At 34.0% G+C, this 18,310-nt stretch carries 13 protein-coding genes; 3 read left to right on the top strand and 10 right to left on the bottom strand.

Annotated elements, in window-relative coordinates; translation table 11 throughout:
* Both B3J44_RS07805 and B3J44_RS07800 read left to right on the top strand, forming a co-directional pair.
* Positions 1 to 3,312, top strand: a 3,312-nt coding sequence (locus tag B3J44_RS07805; RefSeq protein WP_286967592.1) for a CusA/CzcA family heavy metal efflux RND transporter, incomplete at its 5' end; no start/stop codon positions are given.
* Positions 3,313 to 3,314: 2 nt separating this feature from the next.
* A complete protein-coding gene (locus B3J44_RS07800; RefSeq protein ID WP_286967590.1) occupies positions 3,315 to 4,445 on the top strand; it encodes an efflux RND transporter periplasmic adaptor subunit in 1,131 nt (376 codons plus the stop codon).
* Positions 4,446 to 4,792: 347 nt separating this feature from the next.
* Here B3J44_RS07800 and B3J44_RS07795 read toward each other — a convergent pair whose 3' ends face one another.
* The 6 genes from B3J44_RS07795 to B3J44_RS07770 all read right to left on the bottom strand — a co-directional run bounded on the left by B3J44_RS07795 (position 4,793) and on the right by B3J44_RS07770 (position 13,059).
* On the bottom strand, positions 4,793 to 6,733 hold the full coding sequence (locus tag B3J44_RS07795) for an oleate hydratase (protein ID WP_286967588.1): 1,941 nt from the start codon (positions 6,731 to 6,733) through the stop codon (positions 4,793 to 4,795).
* A 135-nt stretch (positions 6,734 to 6,868) separates the two neighbouring features.
* Positions 6,869 to 7,504 carry a ligase-associated DNA damage response endonuclease PdeM gene (gene pdeM, locus B3J44_RS07790; protein ID WP_286967586.1) on the bottom strand — a complete coding sequence of 212 codons (636 nt, stop codon included), beginning with the start codon at positions 7,502 to 7,504 and terminating at the stop codon, positions 6,869 to 6,871.
* Positions 7,505 to 7,510: 6 nt separating this feature from the next.
* Positions 7,511 to 9,970, bottom strand: a complete 2,460-nt coding sequence (locus B3J44_RS07785) for a ligase-associated DNA damage response DEXH box helicase (RefSeq protein WP_286967584.1) — start codon at positions 9,968 to 9,970, stop codon at positions 7,511 to 7,513.
* Positions 9,971 to 11,572, bottom strand: coding sequence for an ATP-dependent DNA ligase (locus B3J44_RS07780; protein WP_286967582.1), 1,602 nt, complete (start codon positions 11,570 to 11,572; stop codon positions 9,971 to 9,973).
* A gap of 84 nt (positions 11,573 to 11,656) precedes the next feature.
* Complete coding sequence (locus B3J44_RS07775; RefSeq protein WP_286967581.1) at positions 11,657 to 12,661, bottom strand: ligase-associated DNA damage response exonuclease; 1,005 nt, start codon at positions 12,659 to 12,661, stop codon at positions 11,657 to 11,659.
* 80 nt (positions 12,662 to 12,741) lie between these two features.
* A complete protein-coding gene (locus B3J44_RS07770; protein WP_286967579.1) occupies positions 12,742 to 13,059 on the bottom strand; it encodes a hypothetical protein in 318 nt (105 codons plus the stop codon).
* A 225-nt stretch (positions 13,060 to 13,284) separates the two neighbouring features.
* Here B3J44_RS07770 and B3J44_RS07765 point away from each other — a divergent pair, with 225 nt between their 5' ends.
* Positions 13,285 to 13,416 (top strand): hypothetical protein, encoded by a 132-nt coding sequence (locus B3J44_RS07765; RefSeq protein WP_255562403.1) that lies wholly within the window; start codon positions 13,285 to 13,287, stop codon positions 13,414 to 13,416.
* Between the two features lie 88 nt (positions 13,417 to 13,504).
* On the opposite strand, the gene B3J44_RS07760 is transcribed toward B3J44_RS07765, so the two are convergent.
* From B3J44_RS07760 to gldF, 4 genes are all read right to left on the bottom strand, one after another.
* A complete protein-coding gene (locus B3J44_RS07760) occupies positions 13,505 to 14,134 on the bottom strand; it encodes a DsbA family oxidoreductase (RefSeq protein ID WP_286967575.1) in 630 nt (209 codons plus the stop codon).
* A 425-nt stretch (positions 14,135 to 14,559) separates the two neighbouring features.
* A complete protein-coding gene (gene dnaN, locus B3J44_RS07755; protein ID WP_095930019.1) occupies positions 14,560 to 15,678 on the bottom strand; it encodes a DNA polymerase III subunit beta in 1,119 nt (372 codons plus the stop codon).
* A gap of 107 nt (positions 15,679 to 15,785) precedes the next feature.
* The gene (gene gldG / locus B3J44_RS07750; RefSeq protein ID WP_286967572.1) at positions 15,786 to 17,471 is read right to left on the bottom strand and encodes a gliding motility-associated ABC transporter substrate-binding protein GldG; all 1,686 of its coding nucleotides are present in this window, start codon (positions 17,469 to 17,471) and stop codon (positions 15,786 to 15,788) included.
* The gene (gene gldF, locus B3J44_RS07745; RefSeq protein ID WP_286967571.1) at positions 17,471 to 18,196 is read right to left on the bottom strand and encodes a gliding motility-associated ABC transporter permease subunit GldF; all 726 of its coding nucleotides are present in this window, start codon (positions 18,194 to 18,196) and stop codon (positions 17,471 to 17,473) included. The genes gldG and gldF overlap by 1 nt, the downstream gene beginning before the upstream one ends.
* Positions 18,197 to 18,310 lie beyond the last annotated feature (114 nt).

Below are 18,310 nucleotides of genomic sequence, written 5' to 3'. Positions count from 1 at the left end.
GTTTTATTTTTAGGAAATCTTAGAGCAGGTTTTATTGTAGCTTCAGTAATTCCGTTAGCGATGCTTTTTGCCATTATCATGATGAATACTTTTGGCGTAAGCGGAAATTTAATGAGTCTTGGAGCATTAGACTTCGGATTAATTGTAGATGGAGCTGTAATTATTGTAGAAGCTATTCTGCATCATCTTCACAGTTCAAAAAAATATCAAGTAGTCGATACTATTTCGCAAGAAGAAATGGATAAAGAAGTGACAGGCTCTGCTGCGCGTATGATGAACGCGGCGGTGTTTGGACAAATTATCATTTTGATTGTGTATTTACCAATTCTTTCTCTTCAAGGAATAGAAGGTAAAATGTTTAAACCAATGGCACAAACTGTTGCATTTGCCATTTTAGGAGCTTTCATTTTGTCATTGACTTATGTGCCAATGGTGAGCGCTTTATTCCTAAGTAAAAAAATCAGCCATAAAAAGAATCTTTCTGATCGAATAATGGCAAAACTAGAAAATGCTTACGAAGGTTGGCTGACGAAAGCTTTAGGCATTAGAAAATCGATTGTTATTGCAGCATTTATACTTTTTGGAATCGCTGTTGTTTTGTTCGGAAGAATGGGAGGAGAGTTTATTCCGCAATTAGAAGAAGGAGATTTTGCTGTTGAAACTCGATTATTGTTAGGAACAAATCTTTCTACGACGACCAAAACTATTGAGAAAATTTCAGCCGAATTAAAGAAAGAATATCCAGAAGTGCAACAAGTAGTTTCCAGAATTGGAAGCGCAGAAATCCCAACCGATCCAATGCCAATTGAAGGTGGAGATATGATTATTGTTTTAAAGGATAAATCAGAATGGACAAGCGCTTCTTCGTTTCCCGAATTAGCCGATAAAATGACTAAAACAGTAAAAAGAATTGCCCCTGGAGTTACAACAGGATTTCAGTTTCCTGTTCAAATGCGTTTTAACGAATTGATGACGGGAGCGAAACAAGATTTGGTTTGTAAGATTTACGGAGAAGATCTTCAAAAGCTTTCTGAATACGCTGAAAAATTAGGAGCAATTAGTAAAACAGTTGAGGGCGCAGCCGATTTATATGTAGAGAAAGTTACAGGAATGCCACAAATCGTAATTGATTACAATTGGGCAGAAATGGCGAAATACGGTTTACGTGTGGCTGATGTGAATGCAACGATTAATGCCGCATTCGCAGGAGCTGTTGCAGGAAGTATTTACGAAGGCGAAAAACGTTTCGATATGGTCGTTCGAGTGGAAGACAATGGAAGAAAAGGAATTGAAGATGTTAGAAATCTTTTGATTGCAACGCCATCTGGAATGCAAATTCCGCTTTACCAAGTAGCTAGTGTCGAAGAAGTTGAAGGCCCAAATCAGATTCAGCGTGAAAATGCTAAAAGAAGAATCATCGTCGGATTTAATGTTCGCGGAAGAGATGTTCAATCTATTGTTGAAGAATTGCAGCAAAAAGTAAATCAGCAAATCAAATTTGATCCAGGTTATTATATTACTTATGGAGGAGCTTTTGAAAACCTTCAGCAAGCAAAAGCAAGATTAGGAGTTGCTGTTCCTGCGGCTTTATTAATGATTTTTGCCTTATTATATTTTGCTTTTAGATCATTTAAAGAAGGAATTATCATTTTTACGGCAATTCCATTATCAGCCATCGGCGGTGTATTTGCATTGGTAATGCGCGACATGCCTTTTAGTATTTCTGCCGGAGTTGGATTTATTGCGCTTTTTGGAGTCGCCGTTTTAAACGGAATTGTTTTAATATCCGAATTCAACCGAATTCAGAAACAAGGAGAAATTACAGATCCTTTCCAGATTATTTTATTAGGAACTAAAAACAGATTACGTCCAGTCCTTATGACAGCAGCTGTTGCTTCTCTCGGATTTCTTCCGATGGCATTGAGTAACGGAGCAGGAGCAGAAGTGCAACGACCATTAGCAACTGTAGTGATCGGCGGATTGGTAACCGCAACACTTTTAACGCTTTTTGTACTTCCTGCTATTTATTTAATGACGTATCACGCTAAAGTTTTCACTAAAAAAAGAAAAAAGCATATGAATAATCTAACCATTTTATTGAGTATTCTTTTTATTGGTAACATGGCAAAAGCGCAAGAGTTGCCAATTTCGCTTGACGAATCTATTTCTATTGCGATTCAAAATAATCGAATAGTTAAATCGGCTAAATTAAATGAGCAGTCTAAAAGTTATTTGCAGAAAACGGCTTATAATATTCCGCAAACGCAAATAGATGCCGATTACGGACAATTTAATAGCTCGCAGAATGATACACGTTTTGGAATTAGCCAGACTTTTGCTTTTCCAACTGTTTATAGCAATCAGAAAAAAGCTTTAAAAGCCGATTTCAATAAAGCAAAAGCTGAAGTGCAATTGACTTCGCAAGAAATAAAAACTCGTGTTAGAAATATTTACTACGATTATTTGTGGCTCAACAGCAAAAAAGAACTTTTAGTTTACGCTGATTCAATCTACAGGATTATGGAGAAAAAATCAGATTTAAGGTTTAAAGCAGGAGAAGCAAATGTTTTAGAAAAAAGTGCTTCACAATCTGCAAGACAATTCTACAGCAATCAATTGGTAATGGTCAACCGTGATATTGAAATTGCTTTGAATTCGTTCAATGCTATTCTTCAAGATAAAGTGGAGCATACTCCAAAAAAGATGAATTTAAAAGCGGTTTTAAATCGTTCGTCTATCGAAAATTTAAAAGCAGAAAATCTTCCAGCAGTTCAGCGTTCGCAGTTTGAATCGGAATCGGCTAAGTATAGATGGAAAACGGAAGGCGCTAAATTACTTCCTGAAATTACTTTAGGATATAACAATTTAAGCATTATCGGAAGTCAAACTAATGCTTCAGGTCAAGAAGTTTATTATGGTAGCGGACAAAGATTTAATTACGTTAATGCAGGTCTTTCGATTCCAATATTTTTCACTAGTCAATCAGAACGAAAAAGAGCCGCAAAAGCAGAATACGAAAGCTTTGTTGAACTTTCTGAAGCAACTAAAATCGAAGTGAAAACGAATATTGAAAATGCAGATCGCGAGCTAAAAAAGTTCCAAGAAAGTTTACAATACTATGAAACTGATGGATTAAAAAATGCTCAAACCATTATAGAAGCGTCAAGCAGTCAATTGCAAAATGGAGATATCGATTATTTGCAATGGGTTTTGGTGGTTAATCAAGCTATCACAATCAAAAGTGAATATTTAGACGCGCTTAATGCTTACAATAAAGCAGTTGTTACACTGCAAAATCTTAATAATATTTAAAAATGAAAAAATATATTGCAGCGTTTATAGGCGCTATATTTCTGATTTCTTGTGGGAATAAGAAAAATGAAGAAACCAAAAGTGCTGAAACTAAAAGCATTGATATTATTAAATTAAGTCCTGAACAAGTTAAAAATGCAGGATTAGAAAGCGGTAATCCAACGGTGAAGAATGTAAAAGAGATTTTACAGCTTCAAGGTACAGTAACAGTTCCGCCAAAAAGCGTAATAAGTATTAGTATTCCGTTGGGAGGTTATGTAAAAAGCACTAATCTTATTGCCGGAATGAACGTTCAGAAAGGTCAGGTTTTGGCTGTTTTAGAAGATATGCAGTTTATAGAATTGCAACAAAATTATCTAATGGCGAAAGAGAAATTCGAATTGGCTCAAAACGAACACAAAAGACAAAAAGAGTTAAATGCAAATAAAGCGGCGAGTGATAAAGTTTTAGAACAGATTACAACTGAAATGAGAACGCAACGCATCACAATGTCTTCTTTAGAGCAAAAATTAAATCTATTAGGAATTAATGCTAAAACGCTAAATGTTGGAAATATTAGCAAAACGATTCGAGTTGTTTCTCCAATTAATGGTCTGGTTTCTAAAGTAAATGTCAACATTGGAAAATATGTAAATCCGACAGATATGCTTTTTGAATTGATTGATAAAAAAGATATCGTTCTAACTTTAAACGCGTTCGAAAAAGACGTGACTTCGCTTTCAATTGGTCAGACGGTAATGGCTTACACCAATGCTTCTGATGCTAAAAAGTATGTGGCTAAAATCGCTTTTATCAATCAAAGCTTAAATGGAGATCGAGCGGCAGAAATTATCTGTAATGTAAACGCTTATAATCCTGCACTTTTGCCTGGTTTGTTTGTAAACGCCGAAGTTGAAATTGAAAATAAGAAAGCGTTAACTGTTCCAGAAGATGCAGTAGTACGTTGGCAAGGAAAATTTTATGTGTTTACAGCTATTGGAAATAACCAATTTCAAATGAATGAAGTTAAATCTGGAGTCAAAAATGAGGGCTTTACTCAGATTACTTCTGATGCGATTTCTGACTCTTCAAAAGTGGTTATCAAAAATGCTTATACTTTATTGATGTCTGCCATGAATAATGACGAACAATAATGTTTATTTTCTGATTACAATTTAGAGTTAAACAAGAAAACCCAGTAAATTTAGTTTTACTGGGTTTTCAATTTTAACAGCAATATTATTCCGATTTCATTCCGCAAGAATAGCTTATTGATAAAATTAGAATTTGAACGTTTTATTGTTTGACCATATTTTTTTTCGATAAAAATCAGGTGTCCCTACAGGACATATTTCACAACAATATCATGATTTTTCTACCGACCAGATATTCCTAACGGAATATAATTTATTACTTTAGGTAAAATGATTTAAATCGTTTTAAATTAATTATTAATAATTCAGAACTCACAATTCACAATTCACAATTCACAATTCACAATTTAATCCTTAATCCCTTTTATCCAATCTTTAAATCGGTTTACCTGTTCTGAAATAAAAGATTCATGTTCTTCTTTGTCTTCTTCAATTGGCGGTAAAACATGCTCAAAGTAAGTTCCTCTTAAAACTTTATGCAGAATACTTTCGCCTAAAAATGCTTTTCCGTCATTGAGCGTTCTTACTGCTTTTAGCAAATGACGAATATCATACTGAAGCGGATTAATATCGGGAACCTGTTTGTTTAAATTCAATAATTTATAAACCGCAATTCTAGCCGTTCTAATCGAGCTTTCCATTGTGAAAACAACATCATTATTCGTTTCAACAAATTGTCCAATTAAACCAAGATTTTTACAGCCTTCAGGTACAACTCTAGGACGATCGCCTTTTGCTCGAGGCATAAACATAGAAGTAATGTATGGCATAAAAGCACTTCGTACAATTGTATTTTCAATTACATTATCAAGTTTGTCGATTATTCCGAGATGAAAGCTTAATTCGGCTAAAATTTCGTCTCCTGTACATTCGGGCATTACTTTCTTAATATAATTTCCAGGTTTGTCCATAAACAAAGAATAAACCCAAATTACCAAAATATCATCTGGCTGATCTGGAAAGTGCGGCTGTCTGTTACAAGTAAAACTCATTAGCCAATTAGAATCGGTAATCGTGATAATTCCGCCAGTCACTGTTTTTCCTGAGTATGGATCGTTTACCGAGTATTCTTTTAGTTTCTCTACAAAAGCAGAAGGTCGGCAAGTTAAAGTAACAGATTCCCAAGATGATTTTTCGATATTACTGCAGAACTTTTCAGGCTTGCCAAAAATAGGAGATTTTGCTGCAAGATTTTTCCACAACATCCATCCCGGACTTTTACCGCTTGTGGAGTTGTCGATACCAATAATTGGCGCTGTTTTATTGTCTCCATAAAAAGTGTCTTCGGTCATAGAGCCTGTCGTTACAATAACAAAATCATCCTTTCCGATAGTAGATCTAGATTCTTTTCCTTCATGCTCAGTAATAATTCCTTCAACAATTTTACCTTCAGTATTACTTTGAATAACTAGATCTTTTATGAGCGTATGAAATTTAATATTTACGCCTTTTTCTTCAAGAAATTTTCGAAGCGGAGTAATGAAAGTATCATATTGATTGTATTTTGGAAAGACTAATGAAGAGAGATCATTTAGTCCGTCAATGGCGTGGAGAAAACGATGCATATAAAGTTTAAGTTCTAATAAACTATGCCAGTTTTCAAATGCAAACATAGTTCTCCAAAATGTCCAAAAATTGCTTTCTAGAAACGTTGCGCTAAAATAATCTTCAATAGTAAGATCATCTAATTCCTCTTTTCTTTTAAGCAGTAATTTTACAATAGCAAGCTGATCTTTTTTGTTTAAACCAAATTTGCTAAAGTCTTTAATTTCGCCATTTTTATGAATTAAACGCGCTTTAGAATAATTAGAATCATTATCATTGATTAATCGATATTCATCTAAAACGGTATATGGAGGCGGCATTTCTAGAGCGGGAATATCTTGGAAAATATCCCAAAGATTTTCATAAGTCATATCCATTTCGCGCCCTCCACGAATAATATATCCATCTTTCGGATTTCCTGCACCGTCCAAAGAACCGCCGTCAATATGAAGTTGTTCTAAAAAAGTGATGTTTTTTGCTGGAATTCGGCCATCTCTTATAAAATAATATGCCGCCGCCATTCCGGCAATTCCGCTTCCCACAATATAGATTTTACTGTTTTCGTGCGATTTGAATGGAATTCCAATGTTACGTTGGTAATTTCCAATTTGATCTGAAAACGGCATTGATTTTTCTGGGGTGTTTAACTGCGTTTCTGTGCTCGAATCTGGCTCATGATTAACATTTCCGTAGGTTGTAGAATTGTTTAGGACTTTGTCAAATTTTGATGTAATATTCTTCATTTTCAAAGCTTTATAAGTTAATTCAACTAATGTAAGCTTAAAATTTGAAAGATAATTCTTTTATTTTTGTGAATAAATACGTATAATGTATTGATTGTTAAGAGGATGTGTTTTTAAGTTTGTTTATATGTTACGTTATTCTTTTTTAATTTGAACGACATCATTTCCTGCAATTGCGTAAACGGTATCTTCAGAATTGGGTTTTAGAAAATATTTTCCAGTAAATTCTCCAAAAGCGGGAAGAATCATTTGATTGGGTTTGCAAAAGAAACAACGAAGCTTTAAGGTCTGCAAACCCAAGCCACGCAAGACAATCCCGGGATGAATATGTCCTGAAAAATTAAACAGATTTTCTTTTTCTGTAGGATGATGCGTGAAAAAAAAATGATTCAATTCTAAAAGTTCGGTAACGATCACACCAATTTTTTTATAATGAATTTCATCAATAATGTCATGGTTTCCAGTAATTAAATAAGTTTCTTGATCATGAATGGAAAGCCATTCTTCAAATAAATTCCATTCTGCATTTTTTGAACTGTGAAATAAATCGCCGAGAAAAATGATTTTTTCAGGCATGAATTCATCTAAAACTTCAGTAATTTTTCTAAAATTTTCAGAAATGGCGTTTTGCGGTATCGCGATTCCGTGTTTTCTAAAATGTGTAACTTTTCCTAAATGAACATCAGAAATGATAATTATTTTTTTAGATTCCCAATAAACAGCTCCGCTTGGGTGAAGTATAAAGGTTTCATTTTGTATTTGAATTTTCATAAGTCGTTATTTCATATATGAAGCAGTCATTTTCTGAATTCTTTCAGTCAAAGTTTCACTTGATAATTTTTCTCGTAAGCGATCGGTAATAATTGGAAAACTAAATGGTGTTGGCTTTAAGCATTGTTTCCAAATGATTTTCTGATTGGCAATTCTTTCCAAAGCCATTATCAAACGTCCTTCTTCTAATTGATGTTCAAATGTTTCGCGATAGGCTTGATGTAGTAATAAATTATCAGGTTCAAAATCTCTAAAAACTTCAAATAACAATTGAGAACCACTTTGCAAATGTTTTGTTTTAACCATTTTTCCAGGAAAACCAGTAAAGACTAATCCTGAAATTACAGCAATGTCTCTAAATTTTCTTCGAGCCATTTCGGTTGAATTTAAGCTTTTTTGCAAATCGTGATGCACATATTCTGTTGAAAAGAGATTATTGTCTAAAACGGCTTCAATATCAATTTCCTGATCTGAAAGCAATTCAAAACCATAATCATTATAAGCCAAAGAAAAAGTGATTGATTGTAATAAACTAATTCTAAAAGCCAATAAACTAGCCAAAGCTTCATGAACAAAGCGACCTTCAAAAGGATAAAAAATAGCATGAAATCCTTCTCGCGTTTTAAATGTTTCAATTAAAAATTCATCTGAACTCGGTACAATAGATTCTTTTCGCTGTCTTTGAAATAAAGGCTGTAAAGCTCTTAATTCAGGAGAAAGATTATCAGTATTGGCGCGATATAATTCTTTTCGAAGCAATTCGCTCATTTGAGAAGAAAGAGCCAAACGCCCACCCATCCAGCTTACAATTTTAGATTCTTTCTTAGGATTCGCTTTTTTAACCAAAACCTGCATATTTCTAATTTTGAATAACTCCAATTTTTTTCCTCCGAAAATGAAAGTATCGCCAGGTTTTAGCTTCGAAATAAACCATTCTTCAATTGTACCAATATAACCACCACTAGCATATTTTACATTCATAACAGCATCGCCAACGATTGTTCCAATCTGCATTCTGTGATGCATCGCAATCATTCGACTGTTTATTTTATAACAGCCGTTTTCATCAATTTCTACTTTTTTAAATTCGTCGTAGGCATGAAGACTCTGACTGCCTTGCGTAATAAAATTTAGAATCCAATTCCAGTTTTCTGATGAAATGGTTTGATAGCTAAAAGTGCCTTGAATTTCTTTAAAAATTTCGTTGGGATAAAATCCATCAGAAACGGCTAAAGTATTGAGATATTGAACCAAAACATCCCAACTGTTTAAATACGGAACCCGATCTTCAATAACACTGTTTTCAACCGCTTTTTTTAATGCCGAAGCTTCAATAAGTTCAATAGCGTGAGTGGCTAGAAAATAAATAACACTTTCTTTTCCAGGTTGATGTCCGCTTCGTCCGGCGCGCTGCATAAAACGGGCGACACCTTTTGGTCCACCAACCTGAATAATCGATTCGACTGGAGCAAAGTCAACTCCCAAATCTAAACTCGAAGTGCAGACTACTACTTTTAATTCTTCATTCCGAATTGCATTTTCTACCCAAATTCTCGTTTCTCTGTCAATACTTCCGTGATGCATTGCCATTTCTCCAGCAAATTCAGGATATTTTTCTAATAATCTTTGATACCAGATTTCGCATGCTGAGCGAACATTCGTAAAAATTAAAGTAGTTTTACTGGCTTTGATAATTTTAGCCGCTTCATCAATCAAATGTAGCCCCATGTGTCCGCGCCACGGATACGTATCCATTTTCTCGGGAATGATAGAAACGACTTTTATTTTCTTATGAATTACGGCTTTGATTAAAATAGAATTGTTAAAAGCTTCAGTATCAATTCCGAGTAAAACTTCTTGCGCTTGCTGAAGATTGCCAATTGTAGCTGAAATTCCCCAGATACGTAATTTTTTGGTAATCGTTTTTAATCGGGATAATGCCAATTCTATCTGAACGCCACGTTTGGTTCCTAGTAATTCATGCCATTCATCAATGACAATAGAACTGCAGTTTTTAAATGTATTGGCATAACCTTTTGTTGCCAAAAGCAATTGTAGGCTTTCTGGAGTTGTAATCAATAAATCGGGCATTTGGCCTTTTTGCTTGGCTCTTTCTGCCGAAGAAGTATCTCCAGAACGAATACCGACGGTCATAGGAACGTCTAGATCGTTTAAAACTCTTTCTGCCGCTTGTTTGATTTCTACAGATAAAGAACGAAGCGGTGTGATCCAAATCGCTTTTAAACCTGGATGGTGTTTAGTTTTATAATTCGGATTTTCTTTAATGTAATTTAAAATAATCGGGAGCCAGAGCGCATAGGTTTTTCCGCTTCCAGTTGGCGCGTTCAATAAACCATTTTTGCCTTGAAGAAAAGCAGTCCATGTCTGAGTTTGAAACGGAAAAGGTTTCCATCCCTGACTTTCAAACCAATTGTTGGCGATTGTAAATAACTGCTCTCTGTTCATTTATAAAATCATATTTTTTAAATCTTCTATCGAATTGGCTTCTTCAATTTTTTTATCGTGTCGCCATCTTAAAATGCGCGGAAAACGTGTTGCAACGCCACTTTTATGTCTTTTAGAAAGTGCAATTCCTTCAAACCCAATTTCAAAAACCAATTTAGGCGTAACACTTCTAACTGGACCAAATCGCTCTAAAGTATTCTTTTTAATAAAATCATCGACCATCCTAAATTCTGCATCGGTTAAACCAGAATATGCTTTCGCGAAAGTGACGAGTTCTCGTTCGTTGTTTTCATTTTCTTGCCAAAGCGCAAAAGTATAATCGGTAAATAGATTTGATCGTCTTCCGTGACCGCGCATAGCATAGGTGAGGACGGCATCTATGGTTAAAGGCTCAATTTTCCATTTCCACCAATCTCCTTTTTTTCTTCCAACGAGATAAGGAGAATCTTTTCGTTTTAACATTAAACCTTCGCTTTTCATTTCGCGAGATTTTAATCTTTCATTTGTAATTTCTTCCCAAGTAGAAAAATTAATTCGTTCTGAAAGTTGTAACGGAATATCTTTTCCTATTAAACTGGTAAACATTTCTTCTAATAAAGTACGGCGTTTTTCATAAGGAAGATTCCGAATATCATTTCCCTGCCATTCCAATAAATCGTAAGCTTTAATGATAACAGGCGTATTTTTTAAAATAGAAGCCGATACATTTTTACGGCCAATTCGAGTTTGTAGATCATTAAAAGTTCCGATTTGATTGTTTATGAAAGGAAGAATCTCTCCGTCAATTACAGTTCCATTTGGGATTAGTCCAATAAAAGAATTAAATTCTGGATATTTATCGGTTACTAATTCTTCGCCACGGCTCCAGACGTAGATTTCGTTTTCACGAATAATCGTCTGAGAACGAATTCCGTCCCATTTATGTTCTGCACTCCAATCTTCTGGATTTCCTAAACTTTCCAATTCGCCTTCAATCGGATAAGCCAAATAAAACGGATAAGGTTTTGATAAATAATCACTGCTTTTTTCATCTAAAATCAATTCCTGAAATGTAATCGTATTCGGATTCCAATCGCCCATTAATTTGTACGCCAATGTATCTTCATCTATATTTTCAGCTTTAGAAAGCGCTCGCGTCATCAACTTCTGACTCAAACCAATTCTAAAACTTCCGGTAATTAATTTAGTAAAAACAAAACGCTCGTAATAATTTAGATTCAGCCAGTTGGTTTGTAAATATTCTTTTTTCTCTAAATCAGTTTTCTTTTTTAAAGCGATTATTTCCTGTAGAAATTCAGTCAGACTTCTGTCTGTATGCTCTTTTGTAGTCGGAATAACAAGCGCAATGGTTTCGGCCAAGTCACCTACAATATGATAACTTTCTTCAAACAGCCAAAGCGGAATATTAGCTAATTCGTTTGCCCATAAACGCAATAAAGTGGTATTAACTGGTCGGGGAGGACGGCGATGCGAAAGTATGGCAATGGTCCAGACTTTATCTTCATCGCTTGCTTTTAAGAAATAGTTTGTCAGCGCATCAACTTTTACCGATGTTTTATTAGAACTGTCTAAGGTTTTTATAAGCTCGGCAAAGTTTTTCATTTTTTTATTGTAAAATGTTAGATGTAAAATGTGAGAAGAGGTTAAATGTGGTCTTTTTTACATTTAACTTTTTGCATTTTACAATTATTCTTCATCTGTATTATTGGTTTCTCCTTCATATTGCGTGTTGGCTGTTCTGGCATCGTAGCCTAATTCTCTTAGATATCTTGAAAAAATATCTGAATAGCCATGAGTGCAGATTACTCTTTCTGTACCTGTTGCTTTTATGCTTTCTAGTAAACCTGTCCAATCACAATGATCGCTTAAAACAAAACCTCGGTCTACAGCTCGTCTGCGTCTTGCACCGCGAAAAGCCATCCAACCACTTGCTGTTCCTGATACAAAAGGAGTCATTCTTCTAATCCAAGTACTTCCATGAGCGCTTGGTGGTGCAATGACAATATTGCCTAATAAATCTTCTTTTTTAGTTTCTAAAGTGATTCTTGTAGTTCGCGGCAAATCAATTTGCGGACGAACAATATTAGTCATGTTTTCGATTGCGCCATGTGTGTAAATTTGCCCAATGCTGGTATCAAGATTTTTTAATAATCGTTGCGCTTTTCCTAAAGAATAGCCAAATAGAATAGAAGTTTTTCCTTCTGCACGGTTTTCTGCCCACCAATTATTTATATCAGTCATGACATCTGCTTGTGGTTCCCATTTAAAAGCGGGAAGTCCGAAAGTGCATTCTGTTATAAACGAATGACATTTTACAACTTCATAAGGAATTGAGATTCCATCGTCTTCTGTTTTATAATCGCCAGTAAAAACCCAAATTTCACCTTTGTATTCAACTCTAATTTGTGCCGAACCAATAATATGGCCCGCAGGATGAAAAGAAAATTTCACGCCATTTATAATAAAAGTTTCATTCCAGTCTTTGCCAGAAACATTTATTTCTCCTAGACGATATTTTATAATCGGAATATTTGAATAATGCGTAATATAGTTTTCATGCCCCCAACGCGCATGATCTGAATGTCCATGTGTAATTATCGCATTTTTTACTGGCCGCCACGGATCGAGATAAACATCGGCTTGCTGGCAGTATATTCCTTTATCGTTAAATTGTAATAATGGTGCATTCATTTTTTAATTGGATAATTAGAAAATTTGGCAATTAGATAATTATTCTTGTTCATTCTTTGATGATCAGCTATTCCGTTTTTTTAGTATTCAAAATTACTATATGGCGGACAGCTGTATTTGTCATCTTCATTATCTAAATTATAACTGTCATAAGGATTGGTGGTGTCGTAAGTTGAAAAAGGAGTATTGTTTTCAGCTAAATTTAGTCCGCTTTCTATAATTTCATAACAATCAGAATAGTCAGTAAACTGATTTCTATAATTATTATCTTCATTTTCACCCGAAGTAAATTCATGATCCATTGCTTCATTTTCATGTGCGGTATCAATATGATCGGGTTTACTGCATTTAAAATCATTTAAGTTTGCAGTTTGTCGGCTGTTTGAATCTTTTCTCATGGCTGCTGTTTTAAATTAGTAAGTTTTCTAGATTTTTGATATATACAAATTTGAAAATTAGACGCTTAAAAAAATTATAGGATTTACATTTAATCTTACATGATTTGTTTATTGAGGCGTTTTAGTCTAATTCTCATTTTGTAAAACTCAAATATAATTCTGTAAAATAAGCACTTAGCTATTTTGCAACTTTGTATAACTAATAATTTAAAAAATTATAACATTATGGAAACTTCAAGAAAAGATTCGAAATCTGGAATGAAAGATTCTGGAAAAACTCAAAAATCAACAGCTGGTTCTAGAGCAAAAAGCACTACAACAAAATCTAATGATTCTAAAGGTAGAGCTGGACATTAATTTTTTTAGTTTATTTAAGGACTAAATAATAAAAGCGTGCTGTTTAAATGTAGACAGCACGCTTTTACGTTTTTATAAGATTAAAGTTTTACTTTAAAACTTCTTGAATTGTTTTTACAAAAGTTTCAATTGGTTGAGCGCCAGAAACCGCATATTTACGATCAAATACAAAGAATGGAACTCCTTGAACGCCAATTTCGGCAGCTTCTTTGATATCTGCTTGAACTTCTTTAATAAATAAATCTTCGCTTTCTAGAACTTCTCTAATTTCATTTTCTTCTAAACCAGCCTGAATTCCCAATTTAATCAAAGTTTGACCATTGTTTAAATCTTGTCCGTCGGTAAAATAAGCTTTAAAGAAAATCTCTTCCATTCGATCGCCAATATTTTTTGTTTTGGCCAATTGAATGATTCGATGCGCGTTTAAAGAATTTGAGATAACAGCTTTATCAAAATTATAATCTAAACCAACACTTTTAGCACGTTCTGCGACACCTTTGTGCATTTCTTTAGATTGTTCAATTGACATGCCTTTTCTTTCTGCTAAGAACGTGTAAACGTCCATGTCTGGTTCTGCAGTTATGGTTGGATCAAGCTGAAAGCTTTTCCATTCAATTTCAAATTCATCATTTGGAAATACCGCAAGTGCAGTTTCCAATTGTCTTTTTCCGATATAACAAAACGGACACATGATGTCCGACCAAATTTCTATTTTCATATTACAAAGATAGAGAAAATTGTTGTTTCAGGTTTCATGTTTCAAGTTGCTTTACTTTGTGTTGATTTTACCGCAAAGATCGCAAGGTATTTAAATATGCTTAATCTACAGTAAACGCAAAGTTCGCAAAGCTTTATGTAAAACTTTGCGACTCCACGACTTTGCGAGATTATCTCATCTTGCTTAAAAAAAACTTTGGGAACTTTGCGTAAGCCTTTGCGTGCTTTGCGGTAAAATCAACACAAAGTAAAGCAACTTGAAACCTGAAACAAAAAAACTTAAATAAAAAACCGCAATTCTTTATGAGGAATTGCGGTTTCTAGGTATAAAAAATGGTTGGTTAATAGCGATATCTTTTTTTTTACAATGATAAATCTTTTATTTAAAACTAAAAAATATCCCTGTAACAGAAAGAAACTTTAATGTTAACTATTTAACATTACAGGCATTACCAACATAGTAACAGTTTCTCCCTCTTCTAAACCATCAACTGGAGTTAAAATTCCAGCTCTGTTAGGTAAAGACATTTCAAGCATAATCATGTCTGACTGAAGGTTTGTAAGCATCTCTGTTAAGAAACGAGAGTTGAAACCAATTTGTAAATCATCACCTTGATAATCACAAGTCAATCTTTCTTCTGCTTTATTTGAGTAATCGATATCTTCTGCAGAAACGTTTAATTCAGCTCCAGCAATTTTCAAACGAATTTGGTGTGTAGTTTTGTTAGAGAAAATCGCAACACGACGTACAGAGCTTAAGAATAAAGAACGATCGATCATTAATTTGTTTGGATTTTCTTTTGGAATTACCGCTTCGTAATTAGGATATTTTCCGTCAATTAAACGACACATTAAAATATAATTATCAAATGAGAAAGTCGCATTTGAATCGTTGTATTCAATTTTTACTTCAGCGTCAGAAGTTCCTAAAATACTTTTTAAAATGTTTAAAGGTTTTTTAGGCATGATGAAATCTGCTACTTGAGAAGCTTTTACATCTGTACGAGAATATTTTACCAATTTGTGAGCATCTGTAGCAACAAAAATTAATCCTTCTGGCGAAAACTGGAAGAATACTCCAGACATTACTGGACGTAAGTCGTCGTTTCCAGCAGCGAAAATAGTTTTGCTTACCGCAGTTGCCAAAACTTCTGCAGGAACAAGCGTTACAGATGGATCTTCTAAACTTACCGCTTTAGGAAATTCTTCTCCTGCAGCATAAGCCAATGCATATTTACCAGAGTTAGAGCTAATTTCTACTGTGTTATTGTCTTCAACAGTAAAAGTTAATGGCTGCTCTGGGAAAGTTTTTAAAATTTCAAGCAAAAGTTTAGCAGGAACTGCTACGCTTCCTTTACTTGTAGAATCGATCGATAATGTAGCCGACATAGTCGTTTCAAGATCTGAAGCCGAAACGGTCAACTCATTGTTGTTTAGTTCAAATAAAAAGTTGTCTAAAATAGGCAACGTATTATTGCTATTGATTACACTACCTAAAACTTGTAATTGCTTTAATAAGTATGAACTCGATACTATAAATTTCATCTGTTTTGTTTTATTTTTTGATGCGCCTTTGAATAAATTAAGGTCTAAATATACGGATTACAAATATATCTTAAACTATTCAAAGTATTACATTTTTTTATTAACATCTATTTGCTGTACTTTTTCTTTCTGATAAAAGTAAATACTAGTCCAAAGATCAATAAAATTAGAATTGGAACTCCGATAGTTATGAATTGGGTCAAAGTATAACTTTCGTAAACTTTTTCTTTGTCCAACAAAGGCAATTCGACATCTTTACTTCTAATGTTAATAAGTCCAGTATCATCAAGAAGGTAATTGATACAATTCATGATAAAGTCTTTATTGTCGTATAATTGGCCAGTTCTCTGGTCGTAACCTAATTCAACTGGCATCATGTTTTTATCTAATTGGTTTCTTGCAATATCTCCGTCAGCAACAACGATCATTTTGTTTGGTTTTCCTTGTGCTGTGAAAGAATTGTCTTTGAAAGGCAAAACTCTATTCTCAAAAGCCGAATGGAAAGATCCTTCCAATAAAACTGCAAGTGGTTTGTTTCCTTTATTCAAATAATCTTGGGGAGTTGTTTTTTCTGTAACCATGTTTAGGTTAACTTCTGTTGGCGTTCCAATTGTTTTAGAATATTGGGAAGATTGCAGTAATACTGTTTTCTTAATACCGTTTTTCAAAGTGTCAATCGGATTTGCAAAATCAAATTTAATTCCACCTAGATTTTTAACGATTGGATGCTGGCTTGTTGGATAAACTTGAGGAGCAAATTTCCAGATAAAATCTTGATATTGTGTTGCACTTCCTTGTTCACCAGTTGCCAGTTTTATTGGACTTCCTTGTTCGTCTTTGATCAAATCAGGATTAATTCTGAAACCGTATTTGAAGAACATATCGTTCAAGTTTAAATCTCTAGGATAAGCCAAAGTCGCACCCATGTCATTGTACAAACTGTCCATGTCTGCAGCTGTCTGATCAATTAGCCAAAGCGTTTTTCCGCCATTCATAATAAATTGATCCAAAACTTCTTTTTCTTCGTCAGAGAATTTTTCTGTTGGTTTTGCAATAATCGCTAAATCGTATTTTTTAAGTTCGCTTAAAGTTCCACTCGGATTTTTTGAAACTGAATCTAATGTAAATGGACCTATAAGATAACTTTCGTGAATCTGTTTCAACATATTTGCAATATGCCTTTCTCTCAATTCGCCATTTCCTTTAATGATTGCAACCTTTTTCTGTTTGTCTTTTGTGACTTTATTAATTGCATCTGCAATAGAATATTCTAAATGCTGGATCGATCCGATAACTTTTTGCGTAGTCGAAGCTCCCATTATATTTTTTAATAAGGGAATATTAACTTCTTTATTATTGTAAACGGCAACTGCCCAAGGAAAAACCATTGCTTGAGATTGTTTTCCTTTATCGTCAACTGTAATGTTTATTGGTGTTAATCCTTTTTGGAAAAGTGATTTTGTCAATTCGTCGCTTTCATCTGCATTTTCTAACGGATCAACAAATTCAAAAACAATATTGCTGTTATAGGCCTGAAATTCCTCTAACAATTGTTTGGTTTCCTGTTGCAAACGCCTAAAATCTGCAGGAAGATCTCCTTCCATATAAATCTTAATAGAAAGCGGATTCTTTACTTGTTTTAGAATTCCTAATGAAGTTGGAGATAAAGTATAACGCTTGTCTTTTGTTAAATCAAAACGATGAAAAAAGATCGTTCCAAGTACATTTAAAACAACTAAAATAAAAATAGTAATGCCTAATGTCTTTAAATTATGTTTTGTAGATGGTTTCATTAAGCTTTATAAGATTTTAATTGATAAACAGTAAAAGACAAAAAAGCGACAGCAATGCTTAAAAAATAAATGATATCGCGAGTATCAATTACACCTCGACTCATACTTTTAAAGTGATTTTGCATTCCTAAAGCTGAAACAAAACTATTTGATCCAGGAATTAATGAGCTCAATCCTTCAAAACCAAAATAGAAGAAAAAGCACAGGAAAACCGCAATAATAAAAGCCACAATCTGATTTTCTGAAAGGGTAGAAGTAAAGATTCCGATTGCTGAATAAGAAGCAATTAAAAACAATAATCCGAAATAAGAACCGATAGTGCTTCCCATATCGATATTGCCTTCTGGTGAGCCTAAATCTGAAATGACTTTTACATAAATTAAAGTTGGAATGATTGCCAGAATGATCAGCAAAAACGAACCGAAGAATTTACCATTTACGATTTCCCAAATAGATAAAGGTTTAGTCAATAATAACTCTAAAGTTCCTTGTTTTTTTTCGTCTGAGAAACTTCTCATAGTTACGGCCGGAATTAAGAAAATCAGAATCCAAGGTGCCAATGTGAAAAATGGAGTTAAGTCGGCATAACCTGTTTTTAGGATATTGTAGTCTCCTTCAAAGACCCATAAAAATAGTCCGTTGCTAATTAAGAAAATTGCAATGACCAAGTAGCCAATAGGAGAACCAAAAAAGGATTTTATTTCTCTTAGAATTATAGACTTCATATATTTTGTTTCAATTTTTTTTTAACCGCAAAGAACGCAAAGTTTTTGCTGAAAGCTTTGCGAACTTAGCGTTTTTTACAAAGCTTTTTAAGAAAAGAACTTGCGTTCTTTGCG

The organism is Flavobacterium sp. UBA4854 (genome assembly GCF_002399805.1).
In the GTDB taxonomy this organism is placed as follows: domain Bacteria; phylum Bacteroidota; class Bacteroidia; order Flavobacteriales; family Flavobacteriaceae; genus Flavobacterium; species Flavobacterium ginsengisoli.
This window is presented reverse-complemented; position numbering and strand designations above follow the sequence as displayed.